Below are 25,923 nucleotides of genomic sequence, written 5' to 3' on the forward strand. Positions count from 1 at the left end.
AAATGAATCAAGATTATATCCAACCAAATCCTTGGTCACTTATTGAAGAGGGTTTTGATAGCGAAAGAATAAAGTCTTCTGAAAGTCTTTTTAGCATTGGTAACGGTGCAATGGGCCAACGAGCGAATTTTGAAGAAGACTATACCGGTGGGACTTTTCAGGGCAGTTATATTGCTGGAGTTTATTATCCCGATAAAACAAGGGTAGGCTGGTGGAAGAATGGGTATCCAGAATATTTCGCAAAAGTCTTAAATGCCCCGAACTGGATTGGTATAAGAATTCGCATTGATGGTGAAACACTTGATTTGAACTCTTGTAAAAAGGTCTCTGCTTTTAAAAGGGAACTAAATATGCAAGAAGGTTGGTATAAAAGAAGCTTTAAGGCCTTATTGGCCAATGATGTCGAGGTTGATGTTATGGTGACCCGTTTTCTCAGTTTGGATTTGGACGAACTGGGCGCAATCAAATATGACATCAAGCCCTTGAACAAAGATGCTGATATTGAATGTATTCCGTATTTGGATTCTGGCATTACCAATGAAGACAGCAATTGGGATGATAAGTTTTGGAATACCACAGGTATCGCTTCTAAAAAGAGCAGGGCTTTCATTGAGGCACATACCATGAAAACAAATTTTGCCACATGTACTTTTATGCAAGCGAATGTCACCGTTGGTGAGCGTGCTTTAGAACCAGAACCTCTTGAACAGACCGAAACCTTTGTTGGTGTGAAATTTCAAAGTACGGTAAAGGGTGGTGAAACCATTTCGCTGGTCAAACTGGGGGGTTACACTGTTTCTAGAAACCATCCTGCAGAGCGATTGGTTGCTGAAGCCAACACCGTTTTGGATAAGGCTTCCAAACTTGGTTTTGAAAGACTGTTGGAAGATCAAAAGAAAGCTTGGGCCGCAATTTGGGAAATGAGCGATATTACCATTGAAGGTGATGTGAAGGCGCAGCAAGGAATCCGTTTCAATATTTTTCAATTGAACCAAACTTATTTAGGTAAGGATTCACGGCTCAACATAGGTCCGAAAGGATTCACAGGGGAGAAATACGGAGGTAGTACCTATTGGGATACCGAAGCCTATTGCCTGCCTTTTTACATGGCCACTAAAGATCAGACCGTTGCTTGGAGTTTGCTGGAATATCGTTTCAATCATTTGGAAAAAGCTATCGAAAATGCCCAGAAATTGGGCTTTACGAATGGTGCCGCCTTATACCCAATGGTCACCATGAACGGTGAGGAATGCCATAACGAGTGGGAGATTACTTTTGAAGAAATCCACAGAAATGGAGCCATAGCATTTGCGATTTATAACTATTATCGCTTTACTGGCGATTATAGCTACATTCCTGAAATGGGCCTTGAAGTATTGATCGGTATCGCGCGATTTTGGCATCAAAGGGCGAACCTGTCCTCTAAAAAGAAAAAATACGTCATTCTGGGAGTCACCGGGCCAAATGAGTATGAGAATAACGTGAATAACAATTGGTATACCAATTACCTCGCAAAATGGTGTATTGAATATGCCTTAGAGCAGTTGGTGAAGGTCAAAGAGGGTTACCCAGTAGATTATGACCGCATCATTGCCCATACCAAACTAACCGATGCAGAGACGGAACTATGGGGAGAAGTGGCATCAAATATGTTTTTTCCCTATTCCAAGAAGCTGGAGGTGTTTCTGCAACAAGACGGGTTTTTAGATAAGGAATTGATAAAGGTAAACGACCTTTCAAAAACAGAGCGTCCCATCAATCAAAAATGGAGTTGGGACAGGATATTGCGCTCCCCTTATATCAAACAGGCAGATGTACTACAGGGCTTTTATTTATTTGAAGACCATTTCACTGTTGATGAGTTGGAAAAACATTTTGATTTTTACGAACCTTTTACGGTTCATGAATCTTCGTTATCACCTTGTGTACATAGCATACAGGCCGCCAAACTAGGTCGTATGGATCAGGCATATACCTTCTATCTCCGTACGTCCAGGCTTGATTTGGATGATTATAATAAGGAGGTGGAAGAAGGTTTGCACATTACCTCTATGGCAGGTACTTGGATGAGCATTGTAGAAGGTTTCGGTGGGATGCGGGTTGCAGATGATAAATTATGCTTTACGCCACAAATTCCGAAGCAGTGGAAATCATATTCTTTTAAAATAAACTTCAGAAATCGTATTATAAAGGTTACCGTTTCGACCAAGGGAACATCGTTTGAACTAGGTGGTAGCGAAGAAATGTCTATTCGCGTAAATGGGGAACGTGTTGTGTTACAGCCAGGGAAAAGGGTTGACATATGAAGAAAATAGTCTGGATTTTCAGCCTTCTCCTTTCCTTTTACATTCTGGGTTGCAACCAAAGTTCGGCAGAAATTGAACCTAAAGCTATGAAAGAAAGAAAAAAGGTAGTGTACCAGGTGTTTACAAGACTTTTTGGAAATACGAACACTACCAATAAACCTTGGGGTACTATTCAAGAGAATGGGGTGGGTAAGTTTGCTGATTTTGATAAAAAAGCACTTACCGAAATTAAGAATTTGGGCATTACCCATATTTGGTATACCGGGGTGCCACATCACGCGGTGATCAATGATTATACCCGTATCGGTATTTCCAATGACGATCCTGATATCGTCAAAGGTAGGGCGGGATCCCCTTATGCGGTAAAAGATTACTATAATGTCAACCCCGACTTGGCCGTAGATCCAAAAAACCGGCTTGAAGAATTTAGGGCCCTTATAGAGCGCACCCATGCACTCGACATGAAGGTAATCATTGATATTGTGCCAAACCATGTAGCCAGAAAATATGAAGGGAAAACAAACCCAGATGGGGTTTTGGATTTTGGTGCGAAAGACGATACATCTTTGGAGTATCATCGCAATAATAATTTTTATTACATCCCCGATACCGAATTTAAAGTGCCTGAATGGCAAGAAGGTTATCGTCCTTTAGGGGGGGAAGGGAATTTGTTGTCAGATAGTGAATTTGAAGAAAACCCAGCGAAATGGACAGGTAATGGCTCACGATTGGCCCAACCCCATTTCAATGATTGGTACGAAACAGTGAAAATCAACTACGGGGTTCGCCCAGATGGTACTAAAGATTTCGAAGAATTACCAGATGCCTATACAAAAATGGACTACAAGGCCCATTATGAATTTTGGCAATCTAAAGATTTGCCTGATTCGTGGTATAAGTTTCGTGATATTGCACTGTACTGGCTTGATTTTGGTGTTGATGGCTTCCGCTTTGATATGGCAGAAATGGTTCCAGTGGAGTTTTGGAGCTTTATGAATTCTTCCATTAAAATGAAAAACCCAGATGCCTTTATTTTGGCTGAGGTCTACAATCCGCAATTATATCGCGATTATATCCATAAAGGAAAGATGGATTATCTCTATGATAAGGTTGAACTTTACGACAGTATCAAACATATTATGAAAGGATATGGTTGGACAGACCATATTCAAACGGTACAAAACGGATTGAAGGATATCGAACATCATATGCTTCACTTTTTAGAGAATCATGACGAGCAGCGTATAGCAAGCCCTGATTTTGTGGGTAAAGCTGAGATTGCAAAACCCGCGATGGTGGTATCGGCAACATTGAGCACCGCCCCCACCATGATTTATTTTGGGCAAGAAGTTGGCGAAGATGGCTCTGAAAATGCTGGTTTTGGTAGCCCTACCAGAACATCGATTTTCGATTACATAGGAGTGCCGGCTTTTCAAAGATGGGTCAATAATAAAAAGTTTGATGGAGGCCAACTTTCTTCCGAAGAAAAAGACCTACGTGACTTTTACAAACGCTTATTGAATTTTACCATTGGAAGTTCGGCCCTTATGGGTGACTATCAAGAAATTCATTATTACAATAAAGAAAATACGGAAACTTATGACCATAGGGTATTTTCATTCGTAAGGTGGGATGAAGGGGAAAAATTGATAGTATTGTCAAACTTTGATACCGAGAAGGCTTATCATCTTGACTTAAAATTACCTCCTGAAATTATTAAAAAGTGGAACCTTGAAAAAGGAGTGTATGATTTAAAGGATGAGCTTTATGGAACCTTTAAGTCGGAGCTTACCATAAATAAAGAAGGGGTTGGAAGTTTTAAAGTTTCACTGCAACCCCTACAATCTTATATCTTTAACCTGAAATAAGTCAATTGAAAAATGAGACAGTTTTTTTTGTTGGGCCTGGTTTGTTGCTTGGCCTTAAATTCTTGTAAAATGGGAGAAAAGAAACCGCTTGTGATTGGGCATAGGGGCGCAATGGGTTATGAAACTGAAAATACCTTGGCTTCTATTGAAAAGGCAATTGATCTAGGTGTTGATATGATTGAAATCGACGTATTTAATATCGATAGTGGCGAAACCGTTGTTTTTCATGATGACCGATTGGACCGATTGTCGAATGCGGTCGGCTCGATTGAAGAGTACAATTTCTTTGATTTAAAGAAGGTTGTTTTAGATGGAGGTCATAGCATACCCACACTTCAAGATGTTTTGAAGCTTATTGACAATAAAGTGCCCCTGAATATTGAACTAAAAGGTTCCGGAACTGCAAGTCGGGTCAATTTTATAACTGATTTTTACATCAAGAAAAGAGGATGGTCGCCTGAAAACTTTGTTATTTCGAGTTTTAAGTGGGATGAACTAAAAGAAATGCGTAAGATTAATGCGGATATTGCCATTGCGGTGCTTATGGAAGACGAAGCCTTGGAAGATACCATAGCCATGGCCAAAGAATTGAATGCTGTGGCGATAAACCCTTGGTTTAAAACGTTGACCCAAGATCAAGTCAAAAAAATCCATGATGCAGGTTTTAAGGTATATACCTATACCGTTAACGAATCTACAGACATCCAACAGGTGACTGCGTTTGGTGTAGATGGCATTTTTACTAACTATCCCGATCGAATTAGGTGATTTTTGATGTTATTATAGTTGGTGGGGGCGCTGCGGGTTTTTATACTGCCATTCAAATTGCCGAAGCAAATCCGAAATTGACCGTGGCGATTTTTGAACGTGGCAAAACCGTTTTGGGCAAGGTGAAGGTCTCTGGTGGCGGGCGATGCAATGTTACCCATGCCGAATTCAACCCTAAGGAATTAATCAATAACTATCCTAGGGGTAAAAAAGAGCTGTTAGGTCCTTTTCATAATTATGGTGTAGCCGATGTCATCACTTTTTTTGAAGAGAGGGGTGTGCCGCTAAAGGTAGAAGAAGATGGGCGGGTTTTTCCAATATCGAATAGCTCTCAAAGTATAATTGATTGTTTTTTAAAAGAAACGGAAAGATTGCGGATCAAAGTGTTGAAAAACTATCAAGTCAAATCGTTTTCAAGATCTGATGAGGTTGCTGATGGTTGGATGGTCACTACGAAGAACAAATACTATCACTCCAAAAAAATAGTGATAGCAACGGGTAGTAGTACCAAAATTTGGAAACAGTTGGAAGAGCTTGGGCATCAGATCGTACCTCCAGTACCTTCATTGTTTACTTTTAATATCAATGACGACAGACTCAACAATCTTGCCGGGATCAGCACCGAGGTGACGACAGCGGTATATCAGAAAAAACACTACGATTCTAAAATAGCGATTAAACTTAAGAGCAAAGTAGAACGAATGCCTTTACTTACTTCCGATGGGCCGGTTTTGGTAACGCATTGGGGCTTGAGCGGACCTGCAATTTTGAAATTATCGGCCTGGGGGGCCAATTTGCTGAATGATTTCAAGTATAATTTTCGAGTTCATATTAATTGGCTTCCTGAATACACCACCGGTTCTGCTGAGCGGCTATTACTTGAAATTAAACAGGTAGAGGCAAAAAAGACGGTTTTCAAAACAAAAGCGTTTGACATACCTCGCCGTTTATGGAATAATTTGGTAAAAGCCGCAGCTATTGCGCCAGATCTTAGATGGGCCGATGTATCTAAAGAAAAAATTCAAAGTTTGGCGGAACAACTGACCAAATGTTCGTTTAGGGTGCAAGGCAAAAGTACGTTCAAGGAAGAATTCGTTACCGCAGGTGGTATTGATCTTAAAGAAATTGATTTTAAGACATTTGAAAGTAAGAAACTACCAAATGTTTATTTTGCTGGAGAGGTTATCAATGTTGATGCCATAACCGGGGGCTTCAATTTTCAAAATGCTTGGACCGGGGCATATCTTGCCGCCCAAGCAATCGCAACGGATTGTTGATTCTTATTGCAAGAAACCTGCTACAATCGCGGCTAGAATGCTGCCAGCTATGGGTCCCACGACCGGCACCCATGAGTATCCCCAGCCATTTGAGCCTTTATTTTTTATCGGTACCAGGGCATGAATTATCCTTGGGCCCAAATCGCGTGCTGGGTTGATGGCATATCCTGTGGTACCGCCAAGTGAAAGTCCAATTCCCCAGACGATAAAGGCTACAGGTAAGGCGCCCAGAGAGCCTAGGCCTATAATAGTATTGTTTTCCGAAATGGTAGCATCGGTAAAGTAAAGAACCGCAAAGACCAAGACGAAAGTCCCAAGTACTTCAGTCAACATATTCGTAAATAGATTGGGTATGGCGGGGGCGTTACAAAAGACCCCTCTTTTAGTGTCTCCATCTTTAGTAATATTGAAATGGTCTTTGTTCATCAACCAAACAAAGAAGGCTCCCAACATGGCCCCAATGAACTGTGCTATAATATAAGTGGGTACGTCGTAGATTGAAAATTCACCTGCCCAGGCCAAACCAATGGTCACTGCGGGATTCATATGTGCTCCGCTGTAAGGTCCGGCAACTACCACACCTGTATAAACGGCTAAGGCCCACCCTGTGGTGATAACGATCCAACCTGAACCACTACCATAGGTTTTATTTAACGATACATTTGCGTTAACCCCACATCCTAACAAGATTAACAGAAAAGTACCGACGATTTCAGCTATAAAAGGTGTCATGTATTTTTGTTAAAAGTTAAAAGTTAAAAGTTAAAAGTTAAAAGTTGAAAGTTGAAAGTTGAAAGTTGAAAGTTGAAAGTTGAAAGAGTTCTTTTGCCTACTGCCTACTGCCTACTGCCTACTGCCTACTGCCTACTGCCTACTGCCTACTGCCTACTGCCTACTCCAGTGTTCTAAAGCATCAATTGCCCGATACCAACCTTTAACTCCCTCCTCAACCATCTCCCTTTCGCTGGTTGGCTTAAAATGAACATCTGTCTGCCAGATATCTTGAATTTCTTCTGGACTCTTCCAAAATCCAACTGCGAGTCCGGCTAGATAAGCAGCTCCCATTACCGTAGTCTCTACTATTTTGGGTCGTATGGTGGTTGTATTTAATACATCGGCTTGAAATTGCATTAACATATTGTTGACTGTAGCACCTCCGTCTACGCGAAGTTCTTTTATGGAAACACCCGAATCAGCTTCCATTGCCTTTAAGATATCCATGGTCTGATAAGCAATGGATTCTAAAGCAGCACGGGCAATATGGGCATCAGTACTACCCCTGGTCAAACCGAAGATGGTTCCTTGGGCCTGTTGGTTCCAATGTGGGGCACCAAGACCGGCAAAAGCAGGCACCAAGTATACCCCTTCAGAATTTTCGACAGAACTGGCCAAGGCTTCAACATCAGATGATTTCGCAATGATCTTTAGACTATCGCGAAGCCATTGCACAACGGCACCGGCAATAAAAATACTTCCCTCAAGCGCGTAGGTGGTTTTTCCATTGATTTTCCAAGCTACGGTGGTTAAAAGGTTGTTTTTTGAAACTATTGGTTTATCCCCAATATTCATTAACATAAAACAGCCTGTACCATAGGTGTTTTTGACCATGCCTTTATTGGTGCACATTTGACCAAATAATGCAGCTTGTTGGTCACCGGCAATACCCGCTATGGGAATCTTATTCGCGAAGAAGTTCGGACTAGTATGCCCGTATACCTCACTAGATTGTTTTACCTCAGGAAACATACTCTTAGGAATGGTGAACAATTGCAAAAGTTCTTCATCCCATTGCATGGTGTTTATATTGAAGACCAAAGAACGGGAGGCATTGGTGACGTCGGTTACATGTAATTTTCCTTGGGTCATTTTCCAAATTAACCATGAGTCAATAGTGCCCCAGGCCAATTCGCCCGCTTCTGCTTTTTCCCTGGCCCCTTCAACGTTGTCTAAAATCCATTTTACTTTTGTTGCAGAAAAATAAGAGTCGATTACCAAACCTGTTTTTTCACGTATCATCTCTGATTTTCCGGCTGCTTTCAGTGTTTCGCAGTAATCAGAAGTCCGTTTATCTTGCCAAACAATGGCATTGTATATAGGTTCTCCTGTTTTACGATCCCAAACTACAGCGGTCTCGCGCTGATTGGTAATACCGATTGCTGCAATTTGAGCGCCTTCCAATCCTTTTTTGCTAATCGCCTCGGCTGCCATACCGGCTTGCGTAGACCAAATTTCGGTGGCATCGTGTTCGACCCAACCTGGTTTAGGAAAAATCTGCGTGAATTCTTTCTGGGCAACAGAAACGATTGCACCTTTTTTATCAAAAACAACTGCCCTTGAACTGGTGGTTCCTTGATCAAGGGCAAGAATATATTGGTTCATATTTTAGTGATTATTGAAACCGTAAATTACTAAAATTAATTAGAGTAGTTTTAGTCGTTTTTTAATAATAAGCGTTATCAATGGGAATAGTGATACTTTTTTTACGTGGCATCAATGTCAGTGGCCAAAAGAAAATAAAAATGGCTGATTTAAGGCATGCGCTAATCAAAGGGGGTTTTAAAGATGTTCAAACTTATATTCAAAGTGGTAATATTATTTTGACATCGGAAAATGAAGCTGTGGGGCATAGCGTAGGGCAAATTATTAAAAAGAACTTTGATTTTGAAGTACCTGTGCTGTCGTTGACCGTTGCTGAGATAAAACATATTTTAAACAATATTCCTTTTCAACAGTTTGATGAAAAAAACCTCTATTTTACCTTATTATTTGAAAGTCCGGGCCAAGATTTAGTAGATGCATTCAACAAACTGGAATTTCAAAATGAAGATTTCGTGGTAACATCAAATTGTGTCTATCTAAATTGTAAGAAAGGGGCCGGTAAGGCGAAATTGAATAACAATCTTATTGAAAAAAAGCTTCACATAATCGCAACGACACGAAATCTAAATACCATGCGAAAAATGCTTGAAATGGCGTCTTAAGATTGCTTCAATGATATTGGGCGCGTTCATAGGTTGGTATTTGAACTTAATTCAATTGCCAGATTGAAAAATTCAGAATCGTCGCAAAAAGAACCCATATAAAGTAAGGGACCATTAAAAGTGCAGCTTTCTTACTAACCACATTGAACCACTTAATGGTGAGTGCTATCATAGTGAGCAATACTAAAATGATAAAAAGGGCCGCCAACGGATTTTTTAGTCCAAAAAATACAATGCTCCACAAGGCGTTGAGCAAAAGTTGAAATCCGAAATGATATAATGCCGTTTTAACCCAAATATGGTAATATCCCTTTACCCAAACGATGCCGGCAGCGATACCCATTAAAATATAGAGCACGGTCCACACGGGGGCAAATAACCAATTGGGTGGGTTAAAGCTTGGTTTGTTAAGGGTTACATACCAATCGTTAACAGAGCTCTGTGTTGCAAAACTCGATAGAAAACCTATCAGCAAACAAATAACGACTGCTATGGCTATCTTTATAATTTTACTTTTCATAGTAGTGCGAATCCTACTAAAATACTAATTAATTTGAATTGGGCACTACCTTCCTCAGAGTTCATTTATATTTGTTTTAAATGGTTTTTTGAATGACCGAGAATGATTTTGTATCAATAGGCACGTTGGCGCTCCCCATGCTTGGAAAAGTTTGTTGGAAAGCCCCTAGTAATATTGCCCTAGTAAAGTACTGGGGCAAAAAAGAAAACCAAATTCCAGCAAATCCTTCGATAAGTTTTACGCTGGATGCCTGCGCAACAACAACTTCAATTACGTATACTAGACTTGAAGATAGTGCGGCTGATTTTCAATTCGAATTGTACTTTGAGGGGGAACTAAAAGAAGATTTCAAACCAAAGATCCATACGTTCTTTAAACGAACGGAAAAATTCCTCCCATTTTTAAAGAGTTATGAATTCATAATTGAAACCTCGAATTCTTTCCCGCATAGTAGCGGTATTGCTTCTTCTGCTAGTGGTATGGCAGCCTTGGCACTTTGCCTGATGTCCATTGAGAAAGAAATCAATCCTGATATCGAAGATGATTTCTTTTATAAAAAGGCCTCTTTTTTAGCAAGGTTGGGATCAGGGAGTGCCGGTAGAAGTATTGAAGGTGATTTGATTCAGTGGGGAAGTTCGCTTCATATACCGAATAGTTCAGATTTATTTGGTATTCATTATCCTTTTGAAGTGCATCGGAATTTTAGAAATTTCCACGATACCATTTTATTGGTGCACAAAGGTCAGAAAACGGTCAGTAGTACGGTAGGGCATGATTTGATGTATGGACATCCTTTCGCCAAAGAAAGATTTTCACAAGCACACAAGAATCTGGATAAACTGAAAAGTATTTTTGCTTCTGGTGATTTAAGCGGTTTCATTGAAATTGTGGAGAGTGAGGCACTGACCTTACATGCTATGATGATGACAAGTTTGCCGTATTTTATACTGATGAAACCCAATACCCTGGAAATAATCAATCGAATATGGGCATTTCGTGATGCTACGAAAACACCGATATGTTTTACATTGGATGCTGGGGCAAATGTACATGTCCTATACCCCGAGAGCGCTAAGGAAAAAGCGATTCAATTTATTCAAGATGAATTGGTTGCGTACTGTGAAAACGGGCACTATATTTGCGATCGAATTGGAAAAGGAGCAAAACAGCTTTCAACAACAATAGGATAATTTTCAATGGTATCGAACGTTAGCTGTTAATGATAAGTCAAATTAATAAAGAAACTTTTGGTTTGGAAGCCACTTTGTTTATCTTTATGGTATAAGTGATTAAACAAAATAGTTTTTCACAAACAGGAGATATGAAAGGACCATTATTTTATTCTAAGATTTTATTGTTCGGGGAATATGGAATTATTAAAGATTCGAAAGGACTTTCCATACCCTATAATTTTTTCAAAGGAGCTTTAAAAACGGATAATAACCTATCGGAAGAAGCCAAACATTCTAACGAAAGCCTGTCTAAATTTGCTGATTATTTGGCTGGTATCGCATCTGAGGAATTGGTTCAATTTGATATGCAAACGTTAAGAACGGACGTAGCTAATGGAATGTATTTTGATAGTTCCATTCCCCAGGGTTATGGTGTTGGCAGTAGTGGTGCATTGGTTGCCGCTATTTACGATAAATATGCTTTAGACAAGATTACCGTTTTAGAAAATTTGACCCGTGAGAAGCTGTTGAAATTGAAGGTTGTTTTCGGTCAAATGGAATCTTTTTTCCATGGCAAATCTTCGGGTTTGGATCCTTTGAACAGCTATTTGAGCTTGCCTATTCTTATCAATTCAAAAGATAATATCGAATCTACTAGCCTTCCTACACAAAATAAAGAGGGTAAGGGCGCGGTATTCTTGTTGGACAGTGGTATGACCGGTGAAACCGCACCAATGGTACAGATTTTCATGGAGCAAATGAAACATGAAGGATTTCGTAGTATGCTCAAAGAAAAATTTGTAAAACATACCGATGCATGTGTAGATCATTTTTTAAATGGTGACGTAAAAGGGTTGTTCGGGCATGTGAAACAGTTATCACATGTAGTTTTAGACCATTTTAAACCGATGATACCAGCGCAGTTTCATGAGCTTTGGAAAAAGGGCATAGAGACCAACGACTATTACCTGAAACTATGTGGTTCAGGTGGTGGGGGTTATATTTTGGGCTTTACCGAAGATATTGAAAAGGCAAGAACCTCTTTGAAGGGCCATAATTTAGAAGTGGTTTACAACTTCTAAAAAATCTACATGCTTACTCGAAAAAATAAACTCTTACTTTATAAGTTGTTGAGTCTGTTTTCTGTGGTACGGGGATATAATATCCTGATGATAATCTTGGCACAGTATCTTGCATCCATTTACATATTATCACCCAATCTACCATTAAGACAGGTAGTTTTCGATGTGAACCTTTTTTTGATCGTGACCGCTTCTGCTTTGGTTATCGCCGCAGGTTATATCATCAATAACTTTTACGATGCCGAAAAAGACCTAATCAATAAGCCTACAAAAAGCATGTTGGATCGTTTGGTCAGTCAACGGTTTAAATTGACTACGTACTTTATCTTAAACTTTCTGTCGGTTTTTGCGGCCAGTTATATTTCTTTTCGTGCCGTGTTGTTCTTCTCGGCTTATATTTTTGGCATCTGGTTGTATTCCCATAAGCTCAAACGTATTCCATTGCTCGGTAACTTGGTCTCGGCAACCTTGGCCATAGCTCCTTTTTTTGTGGTCTTTGTCTATTATAAAAACTTTGAGACTGTCATATTCGTACATGCCCTGTTTTTGTTTTTGTTGATTTTGGCTCGTGAAATGGTGAAAGATTTGGAAAATATGGCGGGCGACCTAGCTCAAAACTACAAGACCGTACCATTGTTGTACGGAGCAATAGTCTCAAAATCGCTGATTACGCTCTTGATTGCACTGACCGTGATACCGGGATATCTTCTTATCACCGTATTTGACGTGGGTTACATGTACGTATATTTCGCAGGAGGGCTTTTACTGCTCTTACTGTTTGTAATTTTATTATGGGCCTCCAAAGGAAGAACACATTACGTTTGGTTGCATAATATTTTAAAGTTTATCATCATTGCAGGCGTTTTCAGTATCTTGTTGATTGATGTAGATCTAGTTCTAAATCGAATTTTATAATGGAAAATTTATTGAATGTTGCTTTGGCGCAAATTGCCCCGGTTTGGCTAGCTAAAAGTGCGACCATTGAAAAAATAGAAGCTACTATCATTGAGGCGGCACAGCACAAGAGTGAACTCATCATTTTCGGGGAAGCCCTATTGCCTGGGTATCCATTTTGGTTGGCATATACCGAAGGCGCGGCTTGGGATTTAGACATTAATAAAGAATTGCACGGTCATTACGTAAAAAATGCCGTTCAAATAGAGGCGGGTGAGTTGGATTCGATTTGTCAATTGGCAAAGGAATATGCCATTGCAGTTTATCTCGGCATCATGGAACGGGCAAAAGACCGGGGCGGACATAGTATTTATTGCTCGCTCGTTTATATTGATACAGAAGGTAAGATAAGATCGGTGCATCGAAAATTACAACCTACCTATGATGAACGTCTGACATGGGCCCCCGGTGATGGAAATGGCCTGCAAGTACATCCTTTAAAGCAATTTACCGTTGGAGGCCTCAATTGTTGGGAAAATTGGATGCCATTACCACGGGCGGCATTGTATGGACAAGGTGAAAATCTACATGTTGCCGTTTGGCCTGGTAATTTGAATAACACGAAAGATATCACCCGTTTTATCGCCCGTGAATCCCGTAGTTACGTAATTTCTGTTTCGTCAATGATGACCAAAGCTGATTTTCCTTCCGATACCCCTCACTTAGAAGCTATTTTAAAGAAAGCACCCGAGGTGTTGGGCAACGGCGGTTCGTGCATTGCGGGACCAGATGGGGAGTGGTTGTTAGAACCTGTTGTCGATAAAGAAGGGGTGCTTTACCATACCTTGGATTTTAATCGGGTTTACCAAGAGCGTCAAAACTTTGATCCCGTTGGCCACTATTCCAGGCCCGATGTAACGAAACTCATTGTTAATCGGGAACGACAATCGACTGTTGCGTTCAAGGATTAGTTCGTTCCGGTACCATCCAACAGTTCATAGCCCTGTTTTATTCCTTTTTCCATTGGTGGTACGCCACGCTCCATCCATAGGGGTTTGGGTTCCCCTTTTAAATAGTGGTCAAAGAATTGTGCCATACGAATACTAAAATCAGTCCGATTTCGATGTTTCAATGGCCAATGGGGTTCTCCATTATAATTCAAGAACCAAGAGGGTTTGCCCAATCGACGTAGACTGACAAAAAACTCAATGCCTTGGTACCAAGGTACATGGCCATCGGCATCATTATGCATGATCAACAGCGGTGTATTGATCTTGTCAATATTGAAAATAGGGGAGTTCTCAATATAACGAGCCGGATATTCCCAAGGGGTTCCCCCAATCCTACTTTGTGTATGCTCATATTGAAATTGTCTGCTTAGGCCCGTCCACCAACGAATGCCCCCATAGGCACTGATCATATTCGGTACGGGGGCACCTGATTCCGCTGCTTTGAAAATATCGGTTTTAGTAACCAAATAGGCAATTTGATAACCGCCCCAGCTATGGCCCTGCACGCCAATATTGGCTTTGTCGATAAACCCTTTTTCAATCAAGGAAGTTACCCCAGGGATTACACAGTTATAGGCACTCTCACCAGGGTAACCGATACGATACTCCACATCAGGATTGAAAATTACATATCCCCGACTGGTATAAAAACTATAATTGATCGTAGAACGTTCGGGTTTCGGATAGCGATGTCGGTGAATACCGTTGGAGCTCCTTTCGTAAAAGTTAACCAATAACGGATACTTTTTATTTGGATCAAAATTCCCTGGTTTGACCAACATTCCGGATAATTCCTTACCATCTAAAGAAGTCCATTTGACCAATTCAATGCTGCCCCAATTGTATTCTGACTGTTGCGGATTTGCGTCACTCAGTTTGATGTCTTTGTTAAAACCAAGGTTGGTCAGTCGTATATCAGGAAAGGTACCAAAAGACTCTTTCGAATATAACAAGGCATCACTTCTTTTTGCTTTCTGAAGGTTTGCATAGCGGTACGGACCCTTCAAAAGTTGTTTTATGGTATTGTTTTTTGGGTTGAACTCAGCGTAGCCCGCATCTTTTGTAACTTCATTAAAAGTGCTTAAAATCCATTTTTCGTTGCTGTCGAGGTGTTTTTTTTCATCATCCAAATTTTGATACCGATACACGGTCTTGGTAGGCCTTCCGTCGGTCAGTTTTTCAGTTGTTCCGGAATCAGGATCAAATGCCCAAAGGTCATAGCGGTCATAAATCACGATTGCCTTGTCATTTTTGGTCCAACCTGCCATACCATAGGCCCACGGAAAATTGGGGTAATCGTTTTCTTCGTTGTAAAAACCTTTGTTTTTGGTCAGTGCCTTATACCTTCCTGAGGTCAAATTATAAGCGAACCAAGTGCTGTCAACACGGTTATACCCATACCCATACTTTGCTTTTGGGCTCAATTGCATTTGTGGTACTTTTTTAAGCTCTAACTGTGCTTCACCAGTGGTCGTATTAATGACCTTATAATCGTAATTACGTCTTGCGGTCCATTGACTTGGCAATTCATACGGAATACTGGTGTTCACTAGGGCATATTTGGCATTGCCCTCATCACCAAGTTCTGCATTCATGTAAGTAGCATTTGCTAAAGGAACTACTTGTTTGGTATTTAAATGGATTGCCGTAACGAACGATTGTACCGTGTCATTTTTGAGTTGAAGTTCTTGTACCGTGTACAATTTTGGTTCATTATAAGTCCATACTTCCACATTTACGATCTCTTCATCCAATAATGAGGTGTCTTTTTCTATTGGTGGTTTGGCCAGGCCAAAAAATAATTTGGACTCGTCTTTTGAGAAATGGACCTCACCATACTTTGAAACCACATAATCATTGGGTGTCGTCGTATTGTCCATCAATTTTTCAGCAGATGATCTACCTTCTTGCCATAGGTACAATTCGTTTGGGCGAAGTTGAACTTTGGTCGTGTCAGTATCTACAATAAAACCAAGATTTTTGCCAGATTCACTAAAGTTGAGGTTAAAATATTCAGCCTTTTTACCTTGATGTAAGGTAGTGGTAACACTAGTCTCTAAATTCAGCACGAAAGCTCCCGCTTTAGCTTCCTTTGTTTCCCCAGTTGAAGTATAGGCAAGATATTTTCCGTTTTTGGCAAAAATGTAATCTTTCACAAATTTTAAAGTATCCTGGTTGCTATTCCCAAGATTTCTCAGCACCAAATGATAACCGTTATCCTTGCTGACTTTCTTAGTTTTATTTTTTTTATTTTCGGTAGTCTTGGTAGTATCTTTTTCTGCTTTCTTATCCTTCCCTTTTTTGATTTCTTCCAACTGATAGGCTAGATAACCTGACCATTTTTCTGGTATTTGATACGATTTTATATTTCCTATTTTTACTAAGGATTCGTTTTCTAAATTGAAAACCCCTAAGGAGTCTTTGGGAAGATCCTTCTTTTTCACCTTTCTTTTTTTCATGGCGATAATGCTGTCTTGCCAAGCATTTATGCTAAATACCGCGTATTTCGAATCATAAGTGAAATGACCTTTTTCTGCCCTATCATATTCCAACACAAAGCGGCCTTTACCATCTTGTATTTTTAAGAAGTTATCTTTTTCACCACGTTCAATACTGTAAAGTACATGAGAACCATCGGGCGCAATCACTTCATCTTGAACGGTGCCCCATATTTTGTAATCTTCATGGTCTAAAACCTTTTTTTGTGCCCATACCGTAGTTTGTAAAAGAACGAGTAGCAATAGGGAAATCTTTTGAATCATTTTAATCAAATTAGTCACTATAAATATAGGGTTAATTGGATGATAATTATGGTGTTGTAATTTCAGGTAGTGGCTTATTTTGATGGTAATCAAAACATTGGGTATGACAACCCTAAAAGCCTACCTTTGCAAAAAAATAAATGACTGATGGCGAAATCAGACTATAAGGGCAATCGCAAGCCGAAATTTGATAGTAATAAGAAACGGCCCACCGGTGGGTTCAAAAAAAAGAAGGACTTTTCTAGAAGTACACCCCCTAATAAAAGAAAAGCACCCCCAAAGACCAATACCAATCCTGATGAGGTGCGACTGAATAAGTATATCGCAAATGCCGGCATATGTTCCCGTAGGGAAGCAGATACGTATATCGCCGCAGGTAATGTAACGGTCAATGGTAAGGTGGTTTCTGAAATGGGCTATAAAGTGAAATTGACAGATGATGTCCGTTATGATGGCCAGCGATTGAATCCTGAGAAAAAAGAGTATATTTTGCTGAACAAACCAAAAGGGTTTATCACTACGACCAATGATGAAAAGGGAAGAAGAACGGTAATGGAATTAATTTCCAGTTCTTCTAATAATAGGTTGTTTCCAGTGGGTCGATTAGATAGGAATACCACAGGACTTCTAATGTTCACCAATGATGGTGATATCACCAAAAAATTGACACATCCTAAGTTCGGGGTTCGCAAAATTTACCATGTAGTATTGGATAAAAATGTTTCCCTTGCAGATTTGAAAAGAATTCAGGCAGGTCTTGAGCTAGAAGATGGTCCGGTACAGGTAGATGAGGTTTCTTATATCAATGGCACAAGCAAAAAAGAGGTTGGTATTGAAATTCATTCTGGCCGTAACCGAATCGTACGTCGCATTTTTGAGCATTTAGAATACAAGGTGGTCAAGCTAGATCGTGTTGTTTTTGCAGGATTGACCAAAAAGGATTTACCCCGGGGTCATTGGCGTAATTTGACACAACAAGAGGTAATCAATTTGAAGATGATACAATGAGGTGCCTGAAGGAATACCTATTAAATTAAAGCATGGATTTTGTTTTAAAACGTAAGTTTCGATAACCATACTACCACACATCGTGGTAATGGGCTTTAAGTGAATACCATAAAATACCGCCAAAGAACAGCGCTTGGCGGATTTTCACCCCACTTCTTCCTGTCAGGTCGCCTGGCCGAAATGCATATCGCAAAAAGGGAAGTTTAACCTAGATGTTGATAATCAGTAGGGCATTTGGTACCATATAACAAATCTGATTATGGTCTTTGAGAAAACATAAAACCAGTGCAGGTCGTTGTAAGAAGTAGGAATAATATAGATATCATAGGGTTTGATGGTATCTTACTTACCGTGAAATCTAAGGGTATTCCAATTATCAATTCAATGCGTACCCATTCCCTGCACGATAACTCAAAACAATACCGTGTGTGTTTCCAATAGGGGCATTACCTCCATTTTGGGTATAGTTGTAAAGTGCCCTGAAGTTTTTAAAGAGGTAAAAGCCGGCAACCACATTAAACGAACTACTGGTTCGATAACCCGCACCCACCTCAAATGCATTTCTATAGTTTAGTGATAGGTTCATGTCTACTTGAAGCGGTGCCCCGTTCTCGTACTTCAATAAAAAGCTTGGTTTTAATATTAAATTAGGGTCATACTTGCTTGTGGCAAAATGATAGCCGGTATAGGCATAAAGTGGTCTTGTCAGATTAAGATTGTCTTGATTGGCAAACGTATCGCCTAAAACATTCGGCATGGATACCCCAGCAAAAAAGTTGGCGTGGCCAAAAAGAATACCTACACCCGCTGCGGGCAAAGTAGCGTTTATATTTTCCGCGAAATTGGGGTCATTCTGAATACCCAGCTGTAATAGTTCTTCATTGTATAAAAGCGCACCCGCTGTAAGACCAAAAGATAAAAATGAACGATCGTAAACCTTCCAATACGGATGGACATTGTCGTTAAGATAAATTTTATAGGCATATGAGGCGAAAACCTGGGTTGCCGATGTTACCCCAATTTCATCATTTATAATTCCGGCACCTAAACCAACTTTGCCTTCATTTATTCTAGTATTAAAGGTGAAAGCTAGATTTCGCGGTGTACCTTCGAACTCATTGTTGAACCCTGAGTTGCTTAGTGTGGCCTCTGCACCATTTGAAACACCGGCATACGCAGCGTTTATTAGAAATGGGTTGTAGTTGTATTCAGAGAATACGGGCGTTTGTTGCGCTTTGGTCAAAAAAGGCAATCCCCAAATTAGGGTCAATGCCAAAAGGTAGGTATACTTTTTCATAATTATCTTTTTAGCACCAAATAGCCTTTGGTCTGTTTTAAGTTATGGTCTTCGGGCAAAATGAGTTGAAAGAAATAGGTGCCTTCAGGTAGTTGCCCGGCCCCCAAGCCGGTCAACTGGTTCGCCTCTCCCCTAAAAACATTGGAATTATTGTCATAGCCATCAATTTGAAAGACCATATCGCCCCAGCGGTTGAAAATGACCACGGTATTTTCAGGATAGCTTTCGATACCCTCAATGACCCAGAAATCATTGATACCATCGTTGTCAGGCGAAAATCCGAAAAGTGATTCTATTTCGGGTTCAGCGGCTGTGGTAAATGAATGGATTTCGCAATCTATGGCAGTGCCCACCTCGTTATACGGAAGCACTGAAACAAAGATTTCTTGTTCAAAAGGTAAATCTTCTAAAAGGTCATAAGAAGTGGTTAATCCTGCATCAAAGTTGTCAAGAATATCGCTTCCCCCAGCTGTTGTTCCAATATTTATGATATACCCATCAACGTCGCCAATGGCGTTCCAAGTAATAGCAGTTGCTATACTTACATCCGTACTACCGTTCTCTGGTATTGTAATGGTCGTGCAAGGGGGCACTAACGGGGCTAGGGTTTCTGTGATAAAACTTTCTTCTTCACAGAATTCGGCGTCACCCACCCCATTATATGGTACTAAGGCCACAAATATCTCGGTGTTTTCGGGCAAATCGTTGGGCAAGTTGAAAGAAGTTACATTTCCTAAATCTTGATTGTTTATGATATCACCGATACTGGTTTCCGTGCCTACGGTTAAACGGTACCCATTGGCGCCCGGGGCTGCATTCCAACTTAGGGTCACACCTATTGGTACGTCAATATCTAAATTGAGTGGTGTAAGTAAATTGGTGCACGCGGGTGGTGTCGGTTCTGTGACTGTCGTAAAACTTTGTTCTGCACAACCATTGGCATCCCCGACACTATTATAAGGTATTATAGTTACAAAGATTTGTTGTTCATAGGGAAGGTCATCGATTAGGTCGTATGTAAGTACGTTACCCACGTCAATATCGTCAAGTATGTCGGTTCCCCCAGATGTTGTGCCTACTGTCAATCGGTAACCTTCAGCTCCATTGATGGCATCCCATGTTAGATTGGAGGTGACCGAAACAGTTGTGGCATTGATCAGTGCCGCACTTAAAGAGGTACATTCGGGAACGCTACCCATTTCGGAAACGATGGTAAACGATTCAGGAGGCGCACATCCACTGGCATCACCATCCGCGTTAAAAGGAATGATGGTCACGGTCACGGTCTCGCCGTTCTCAAAGTTATTGGCAAACGGATGCGAGGTGCCGTTTACGACCAAATCGGTCACATCGTTAGCATCGCTGGTACTACCATCAACCGTAATTCGGTACCCATCGGCATTGGTCACGGCGTTCCAAGAAATCTCGGTAAGGTCAACTGCGACATCGGTATCGCCATTTTCAGGAGCGACCAAAGTGGTACATAATGGTAGCATAGCGGTAGCCGAAACGATGGTAAACGATTCAGGAGGGGCACATCCACTGGCATCCCCATCCGCGTTAAAAGGAATGATGGTCACGGTCACGGTCTCGCCGTTCTCAAAGTTATTGGCAAATGGATGCGAGGTGCCATTGACGACCAAATCGGTCACATCGTTAGCATCGCTGGTACTACCATCAACCGTAATTCGGTACCCATCGGCATTGGTCACGGCGTTCCAAGAAATTTCTGCAAGGTTTATTGCAACATCGGTATCATCATTTTCAGGAGCAATTAAAGATGTGCAATCTGGTAGATTACTTGAACTATCAATCGTTCTAAAACTTTCTTCTGCACCTGAACAGCCTATGGCATCCCCGACATCGTTATATGGAACTATGGTTACAAAATATATCCTATTTTCTTGCAGGTCCATGGGAATATCATAAGTGGTCATATTTCCTACATCAATACTGTTGGCGACTTCAATACCACCTGAAGTAGTACCGATGGTAATCAGATAACCGGTTGCGTTATCCACTGGTTGCCAACTAATATCAGTATCGACAAGAACACCGGTATCGCCATCTTCCGGAGCCGTTAAATTGGTGCAGGTCGGTGGCACAGGAATAATTTCTGTTTTAAAAGATTGCTCTGGGCAGGTCGTAGGACTTCCCTCATTATTGTAAGGAATGATGGTAACAAAAATATCTTGATCCTCATCTAAATCCATTGCAAAATCATATTCGGTAACGTTGCCCACATCTTCATTATCCAATACATCGTTACCACCACTGGTCGTTCCAACGGTCAAGCGATAGCCATCGGCATTGGCGATGGGTTCCCACATCAAGTCCGTATCGACGGAAACATCCGTGGTATTCACAGGAACGGTCAACACGGTACAGTCTGGAAAAGTAGCTGGGGCATTGGAAATCGTAAAACTCTCTGGACCGCATGAAGCATCGCCTTCGCTGTTGAACGGTGTAATGGTGACACTGACGACTTCGCCACCCACAAAATCGGTCGGGAATTCATAAGTGGTCACTTCCCCCAAGGTAATATTGGTTACGGTTCCGTCCACGTCAATGGCCAATCTATAGCCAGTAGCATAAAGAGCGGCTTCCCAAGTTAAATTGGTATTTACGGGTACATCGGTATCGTTCTCTTCAGGTGCGATCAATTGCGTACACCCTGGAATAGGACAATCGCGCACATCGCCAACAATATTCCATCCATACGTGTCTATGATGGATTGCCGTTCGGTCTCTGCATCGCAATAGGGCAAGGTCAAGGCCCCAAAGGTGATGCCAGGTGTCAGGGTCTGTTCTGACCATTCAATCAAGGTATTGTCATAATTTTCACGGGTCAATGCCGTATTGTCGAGCATGTTTTCCATAGTATTGACATTCTCAATATTCCAGTCCCCTAGAAATTGATTAAAGCCGGTAGCATCCCTGAACATGGAATTCATGTTGACCGAACCGAGGTTCCATTGCTCCATATTTTGGTTGTATGTGATGGCATCCCTAAACATGGAATCCATATTTCCAACACCATTTACCCTCCAATCATTTATATTTTGATTGAAACTTGATGCGCCAAAAAACATGTTTTGCATCGTAGCGACGCCCCTAACATTCCAGTTTCCTATTGCTCCATCAAAGGCAGTTGCTCCTTGAAACATCCCTTGCATGGTACTGACCGATGCGACATTCCATGAATCCATGTCTTGGTTGTAGCTCGTGGCATCTTTGAACATTTCAAACATGGTGGTGACGAAGGAAACATTCCAACTATCCATAGGTTGATCAAAGGCACTGGCACCACTGAACATTTCGCCCATATTGAGTACTTCACCTGTGTCCCATGAATTTAAAGTACCGTTAAAGAGGGCAGCATTTTTGAACATGGAATTAAAGTTGGTGACTACGGATACATCCCATGAATCGAGATTTTGGTCAAAACTCTCAGCACCTTCAAACATGGATTCCATTAGGGTGACGGAGCTTACGTTCCATGAATTGAGGGGTTGGTCAAAAACGATTGCGTTTTCGAACATACTGCTCATATTTGCGACCGCACTGACATTCCAATTGTCCAATGGTCGGTTGAAGGCTTCGGCTCCCCTGAACATTCGGGACATGTTGACCGCCGAGTCGACCACCCAATTATCCATTGGTGAATTAAATACTAAAGCTCCTTCAAACATGGAAGACATATCGATGACATTGGTGACATTCCAAGGATTGATGTTTTGGTCAAAGGCGATTGCGCTGAGGAACATACCTTGCATATCGATAGTACTCACAACATTCCAATTGTCAAGCGGCTGGTTGAAACTACTGGCCCCGGCAAACATGTTTTGCATCAAAACCACATTGGATACGTTCCATGAATTGAGCGGTTGGTTAAAGTTCTCGGCACTTCTGAACATCGCGTTCATTTGTTCTACCGCAGACACATCCCAGCTTGAGATATCTTGATTAAAGGATCGGGCCTCGTCAAACATCTCATCCATACTCCTTACCGATTCCGGTTGCCAATTATTCATCGGTTGGTCATAATCAACACATTTTGAAAACATGGAAGTCATATCTTCAACCTTTCTAACATCCCAGCTATTCAAGTTTTGATTGAAAAGCATATCTCTGTTAAAACCATCGAACATTCTACTCATATCGGTCACGTTGCCAACATCCCACTGGTCTAAGGGCTGATTAAATTCAGTAGTACCCAAGAACATGTCCCTCATCGTAGTGACATTGCTAACGTCCCAGTCATTTAAGGGTTGGTTGAATACACTCATGCCAATAAAAGTTCGATTCATGTTTTCTACAGTGCTAACATCCCAATTATTGATATTGCCATTAAAGTTCGAAGATTCAAACATTCTTGAGATATCGGTGACCCGAGAGAGGTCAGGTGTGTCCGTTGCGTTATACCCGGTAAAACTACCGCAACTGTAAAAGGCGGATTCCAATATTTCCCACGCTATGGTTCCCCATTGATCAATGGAGAGAACCTTGTTGTTATCTGCAAAGGGACTTGGATAATAGTGGGCAGGATAATCACCGATTATCGCAATGGTGTATATGCCCGGATTCAGATACGTATGTGTAATGGTCTCTGAAACATTATTGTCAAATTGGTTGTCTCCCCAATCAATGGAATAATTATAAGTGACCCCAGATCTTGCGGTTATTCGAAATTGGTTGGCATTTGAATAGTTCCCAGGAAAAGTGACATTTCTGGTATCAATGGTTAATTTAAAGGCTTCTAGGCCATCCCTCCAATTAGGAACTACGGTAAAGGTGATCTCATCACAGCCCGTTGCTGGCCCATCATCATTGTAGGGAGTAACCTTTGCTGTTACAATATCGCCGGGCATAAAGTCCGTTACAAAGTCAACCCCTACAACATTCCCTTGATCTTCATCTGTAAATACTACTGTGGTCGTGCCGCCCCTTTCGTAACTTAAACTCAGGTTATAACCCGTTGCATTGGGTGCAGGGTTCCATCGTAAATCAAAATTGGCCGGTACATTGGTATCACCATCTTGTGGAGATATAAAAGAGGTGCATAGTACAAAGCTACAATCCACGGAGTCTCCGGTAATGTTCCAATTATGGTCATCGATCAATTCTTGTCGCTCTTCACGACCTTCGCAGTAGGTCAGTCCATTGGCGCCCAAATCGACATCCGCGGTCACATTTTGCGTTGCCCAGCCAATGAGGGTATTGTCATAATTTTCCAAGGACAGTGCCGCCCCATTGAACATTGCCGACATACTGGTAACGTTCTCGATATTGAAATTTGCCAAATTTTGATCAAATGCCCCTGCGTTATTGAACATGCTTGACATATCGATAACCAATAAGGTGTTCCAACCAACTAAAGGCTGGTTGAACGCTGGTGCATCGGCAAACATAAATCCCATATTTGTAACTGCACTTACGTTCCAACCGTTCAAGGGCTGATTGAAATCCATCGCGAGATTGAACATTCTATTCATGGTCGTTACCCCTGAAACATCCCAATTATCAATAGGATGGTCAAAGCTTGAAGATCTGAACATTCCATTCATGTTCTCCACCTTACTGGTGTTCCAATCTGGCAATGGTTGATTAAAAAATGTGGTCGAAGTACTAAAGCCTGCGAACATATTGTTCATATCGGTAACATTGCCTACGTTCCAGTCGTTTAGGGGTTGGTTAAACTGGGATACCTCGAACATACCGGCCATATTGGTAACGTTGCTCACATTCCACAGGTCTAATGGTTGGTCGAATACCGTGGCACTAAACCCGGATCCCTTGAACATACCGCTCATATTGGTTACGTTGCCCACGTTCCAATTGTTCAAAGGTTGATTGAATACCAGGTTGGATTGAAACATAAACGACATGTTGGTAACATTATCGACATTCCAAATTTCTATGGGTTGATTAAATGAAGAACTAGAGAACATGCGGGACATATTCGTCACTTCATCAACGTTCCAGCTATCTAGAGGTTGATTAAAAGAAGTATTTGAAAACATACCGGACATGTCGATTACTTGATTCACCTTCCATTGGTCCAAAGGCAAGTTAAAAGCTGATGAGCTAAACATACTTTCCATTGTGGTGACGTTGGTCACGTCCCAATTATTCAGAGGGCTATTAAAGGCTCCTGTGCTGGCAAAAGTCCGAGACATATTGGTCACGTTCGTAACAATCCAGTTATCAATGTTTTGATTGAAACTTTGGGCCCCTGAAAACATTTTTTCCATTGTCGTAACGGCTGCTGTATTCCAACTATCCAAAGGCTCATTGAACAATACGGCTCCCTCAAAAACAGAGGACATATCCGTGATGGAGTTCGTGGTCCAATTATCCAAGGGTCTATTAAAGGTGCTTGCCTGTCTAAAAACACCTGAGATATCGGTTATTGTGGTTACATCCCAATCGTTTACAATACCGTTGAACGAGCCGCACAACCGAAACATGTTTCGAAGGCTTGTAACTTGGCTTAAATCTGGAGGGCCGATTGCATCAAAATTCAAATTGGTACACCCGTAAAAGGCATTTTCCATTGTTTGCCATTGAATGGTACCCCAATCTAGAATCTCTATGATTTTTTGTCTATCACCAGTGCCATTAAAATAAATCGCTGGAAAATCACCATTTATCGTTACGGTGTAAATACCGGGAGCGGCATAGGTATGGGTGATGTTACCGGTTACATTGTTGTCTTGTATGCCATCACCCCAATCTACACTATAGTCGTAGTTGGTAAAAGCTGGATTTGTCGGTATCGTGATTTCATTGTTTGCGGATCCTGGCAAATTGGTGTTCCAACGGGTAATGAAATCTTGGGCAAAGCTATCGGTGAAAAATAACAGGGCACCAAGTAGCAGTAGCTGTCTAAACATGTGTCAGGGTTTGGGGTTTACTCTCAACGATTTAGGGTGAAAAATATTTCTTCTACCCACTATCAAGCAAAATTTTGTTGTA

The 25,923-nt window shown here is 41.1% G+C and carries 16 protein-coding genes; 10 read left to right on the top strand and 6 right to left on the bottom strand.

Going from position 1 to position 25,923, the window contains the following annotated elements:
• The first annotated feature begins 2 nt into the window (after positions 1–2).
• The 4 genes from AACM45_RS11670 (at position 3) to AACM45_RS11685 (ending at position 6,219) form a co-directional block, all read left to right on the top strand.
• The gene (locus tag AACM45_RS11670; protein ID WP_339142853.1) at positions 3–2,306 is read left to right on the top strand and encodes a glycoside hydrolase family 65 protein; all 2,304 of its coding nucleotides are present in this window, start codon (positions 3–5) and stop codon (positions 2,304–2,306) included.
• Positions 2,303–4,174, top strand: coding sequence for an alpha-amylase family protein (locus AACM45_RS11675; RefSeq protein ID WP_339142855.1), 1,872 nt, complete (start codon positions 2,303–2,305; stop codon positions 4,172–4,174). The genes AACM45_RS11670 and AACM45_RS11675 overlap by 4 nt, the downstream gene beginning before the upstream one ends.
• Positions 4,175–4,243: 69 nt before the next feature.
• Positions 4,244–4,942, top strand: coding sequence for a glycerophosphodiester phosphodiesterase (locus AACM45_RS11680; RefSeq protein WP_339142857.1), 699 nt, complete (start codon positions 4,244–4,246; stop codon positions 4,940–4,942).
• Positions 4,942–6,219 (top strand): NAD(P)/FAD-dependent oxidoreductase, encoded by a 1,278-nt coding sequence (locus tag AACM45_RS11685; RefSeq protein WP_339143123.1) that lies wholly within the window; start codon positions 4,942–4,944, stop codon positions 6,217–6,219. Before AACM45_RS11680 ends, AACM45_RS11685 begins: the two co-directional genes overlap by 1 nt.
• A gap of 3 nt (positions 6,220–6,222) precedes the next feature.
• Here AACM45_RS11685 and AACM45_RS11690 read toward each other — a convergent pair whose 3' ends face one another.
• Both AACM45_RS11690 and glpK read right to left on the bottom strand, forming a co-directional pair.
• Complete coding sequence (locus AACM45_RS11690; RefSeq protein WP_339142859.1) at positions 6,223–6,951, bottom strand: MIP/aquaporin family protein; 729 nt, start codon at positions 6,949–6,951, stop codon at positions 6,223–6,225.
• Between the two features lie 153 nt (positions 6,952–7,104).
• The gene (gene glpK / locus AACM45_RS11695) at positions 7,105–8,598 is read right to left on the bottom strand and encodes a glycerol kinase GlpK (protein ID WP_339142860.1); all 1,494 of its coding nucleotides are present in this window, start codon (positions 8,596–8,598) and stop codon (positions 7,105–7,107) included.
• An 80-nt stretch (positions 8,599–8,678) separates the two neighbouring features.
• On the opposite strand from glpK, the gene AACM45_RS11700 reads away from it, so the two are divergent.
• Entirely contained in the window at positions 8,679–9,200 is a 522-nt protein-coding gene (locus AACM45_RS11700) for a DUF1697 domain-containing protein (protein ID WP_339142862.1), read from the top strand.
• 46 nt (positions 9,201–9,246) lie between these two features.
• Here the strand turns inward: AACM45_RS11700 and AACM45_RS11705 are convergent, their stop codons facing one another.
• Entirely contained in the window at positions 9,247–9,720 is a 474-nt protein-coding gene (locus AACM45_RS11705; RefSeq protein WP_339142864.1) for a TspO/MBR family protein, read from the bottom strand.
• A 92-nt stretch (positions 9,721–9,812) separates the two neighbouring features.
• On the opposite strand from AACM45_RS11705, the gene AACM45_RS11710 reads away from it, so the two are divergent.
• The 4 genes from AACM45_RS11710 to AACM45_RS11725 all read left to right on the top strand — a co-directional run bounded on the left by AACM45_RS11710 (position 9,813) and on the right by AACM45_RS11725 (position 13,839).
• Complete coding sequence (locus AACM45_RS11710; RefSeq protein ID WP_339142866.1) at positions 9,813–10,910, top strand: diphosphomevalonate/mevalonate 3,5-bisphosphate decarboxylase family protein; 1,098 nt, start codon at positions 9,813–9,815, stop codon at positions 10,908–10,910.
• A gap of 131 nt (positions 10,911–11,041) precedes the next feature.
• Entirely contained in the window at positions 11,042–11,974 is a 933-nt protein-coding gene (locus tag AACM45_RS11715) for a mevalonate kinase family protein (RefSeq protein ID WP_339142867.1), read from the top strand.
• 9 nt (positions 11,975–11,983) lie between these two features.
• Positions 11,984–12,889, top strand: coding sequence for a geranylgeranylglycerol-phosphate geranylgeranyltransferase (locus tag AACM45_RS11720; RefSeq protein ID WP_339142868.1), 906 nt, complete (start codon positions 11,984–11,986; stop codon positions 12,887–12,889).
• Positions 12,889–13,839, top strand: a complete 951-nt coding sequence (locus AACM45_RS11725; protein WP_339142870.1) for a carbon-nitrogen hydrolase family protein — start codon at positions 12,889–12,891, stop codon at positions 13,837–13,839. Before AACM45_RS11720 ends, AACM45_RS11725 begins: the two co-directional genes overlap by 1 nt.
• Here AACM45_RS11725 and AACM45_RS11730 read toward each other — a convergent pair.
• Positions 13,836–16,640 carry an alpha/beta hydrolase family protein gene (locus AACM45_RS11730; protein WP_339142872.1) on the bottom strand — a complete coding sequence of 935 codons (2,805 nt, stop codon included), beginning with the start codon at positions 16,638–16,640 and terminating at the stop codon, positions 13,836–13,838. The two genes, AACM45_RS11725 and AACM45_RS11730, sit on opposite strands and share 4 nt — an antisense overlap.
• Positions 16,641–16,787: 147 nt before the next feature.
• Between AACM45_RS11730 and AACM45_RS11735 the strand changes: the two genes are divergently transcribed.
• Entirely contained in the window at positions 16,788–17,648 is an 861-nt protein-coding gene (locus AACM45_RS11735) for a pseudouridine synthase (protein ID WP_339142874.1), read from the top strand.
• A gap of 376 nt (positions 17,649–18,024) precedes the next feature.
• On the opposite strand, the gene AACM45_RS11740 is transcribed toward AACM45_RS11735, so the two are convergent.
• Together AACM45_RS11740 and AACM45_RS11745 are read right to left on the bottom strand one after the other, a co-directional pair.
• A complete protein-coding gene (locus AACM45_RS11740) occupies positions 18,025–18,945 on the bottom strand; it encodes a PorP/SprF family type IX secretion system membrane protein (RefSeq protein WP_339142875.1) in 921 nt (306 codons plus the stop codon).
• A 2-nt stretch (positions 18,946–18,947) separates the two neighbouring features.
• Entirely contained in the window at positions 18,948–25,841 is a 6,894-nt protein-coding gene (locus tag AACM45_RS11745; RefSeq protein WP_339142876.1) for a BspA family leucine-rich repeat surface protein, read from the bottom strand.
• Between the last annotated feature and the right edge of the window lie 82 nt (positions 25,842–25,923).

The organism is Croceitalea sp. MTPC5 (assembly GCF_036985505.1).
In the GTDB taxonomy this organism is placed as follows: Bacteria; Bacteroidota; Bacteroidia; order Flavobacteriales; family Flavobacteriaceae; genus Croceitalea.

Bases quoted from the DNA above. Each gene is read 5' to 3' on its own strand.
- AACM45_RS11670 (WP_339142853.1), top strand. From the start codon at position 3: ATGAATCAAGATTATATCCAACCAAATCCTTGGTCACTTATTGAAGAG.
- AACM45_RS11675 (WP_339142855.1), top strand. From the start codon at position 2,303: ATGAAGAAAATAGTCTGGATTTTCAGCCTTCTCCTTTCCTTTTACATT.
- AACM45_RS11680 (WP_339142857.1), top strand. From the start codon at position 4,244: ATGGGAGAAAAGAAACCGCTTGTGATTGGGCATAGGGGCGCAATGGGT.
- AACM45_RS11690 (WP_339142859.1), bottom strand. From the start codon at position 6,951: ATGACACCTTTTATAGCTGAAATCGTCGGTACTTTTCTGTTAATCTTG.
- glpK (WP_339142860.1), bottom strand. From the start codon at position 8,598: ATGAACCAATATATTCTTGCCCTTGATCAAGGAACCACCAGTTCAAGG.
- AACM45_RS11700 (WP_339142862.1), top strand. From the start codon at position 8,679: ATGGGAATAGTGATACTTTTTTTACGTGGCATCAATGTCAGTGGCCAA.
- AACM45_RS11705 (WP_339142864.1), bottom strand. From the start codon at position 9,720: ATGAAAAGTAAAATTATAAAGATAGCCATAGCAGTCGTTATTTGTTTG.
- AACM45_RS11710 (WP_339142866.1), top strand. From the start codon at position 9,813: ATGACCGAGAATGATTTTGTATCAATAGGCACGTTGGCGCTCCCCATG.
- AACM45_RS11715 (WP_339142867.1), top strand. From the start codon at position 11,042: ATGAAAGGACCATTATTTTATTCTAAGATTTTATTGTTCGGGGAATAT.
- AACM45_RS11720 (WP_339142868.1), top strand. From the start codon at position 11,984: ATGCTTACTCGAAAAAATAAACTCTTACTTTATAAGTTGTTGAGTCTG.
- AACM45_RS11725 (WP_339142870.1), top strand. From the start codon at position 12,889: ATGGAAAATTTATTGAATGTTGCTTTGGCGCAAATTGCCCCGGTTTGG.
- AACM45_RS11730 (WP_339142872.1), bottom strand. From the start codon at position 16,640: ATGATTCAAAAGATTTCCCTATTGCTACTCGTTCTTTTACAAACTACG.
- AACM45_RS11735 (WP_339142874.1), top strand. From the start codon at position 16,788: ATGGCGAAATCAGACTATAAGGGCAATCGCAAGCCGAAATTTGATAGT.
- AACM45_RS11740 (WP_339142875.1), bottom strand. From the start codon at position 18,945: ATGAAAAAGTATACCTACCTTTTGGCATTGACCCTAATTTGGGGATTG.
- AACM45_RS11745 (WP_339142876.1), bottom strand. From the start codon at position 25,841: ATGTTTAGACAGCTACTGCTACTTGGTGCCCTGTTATTTTTCACCGAT.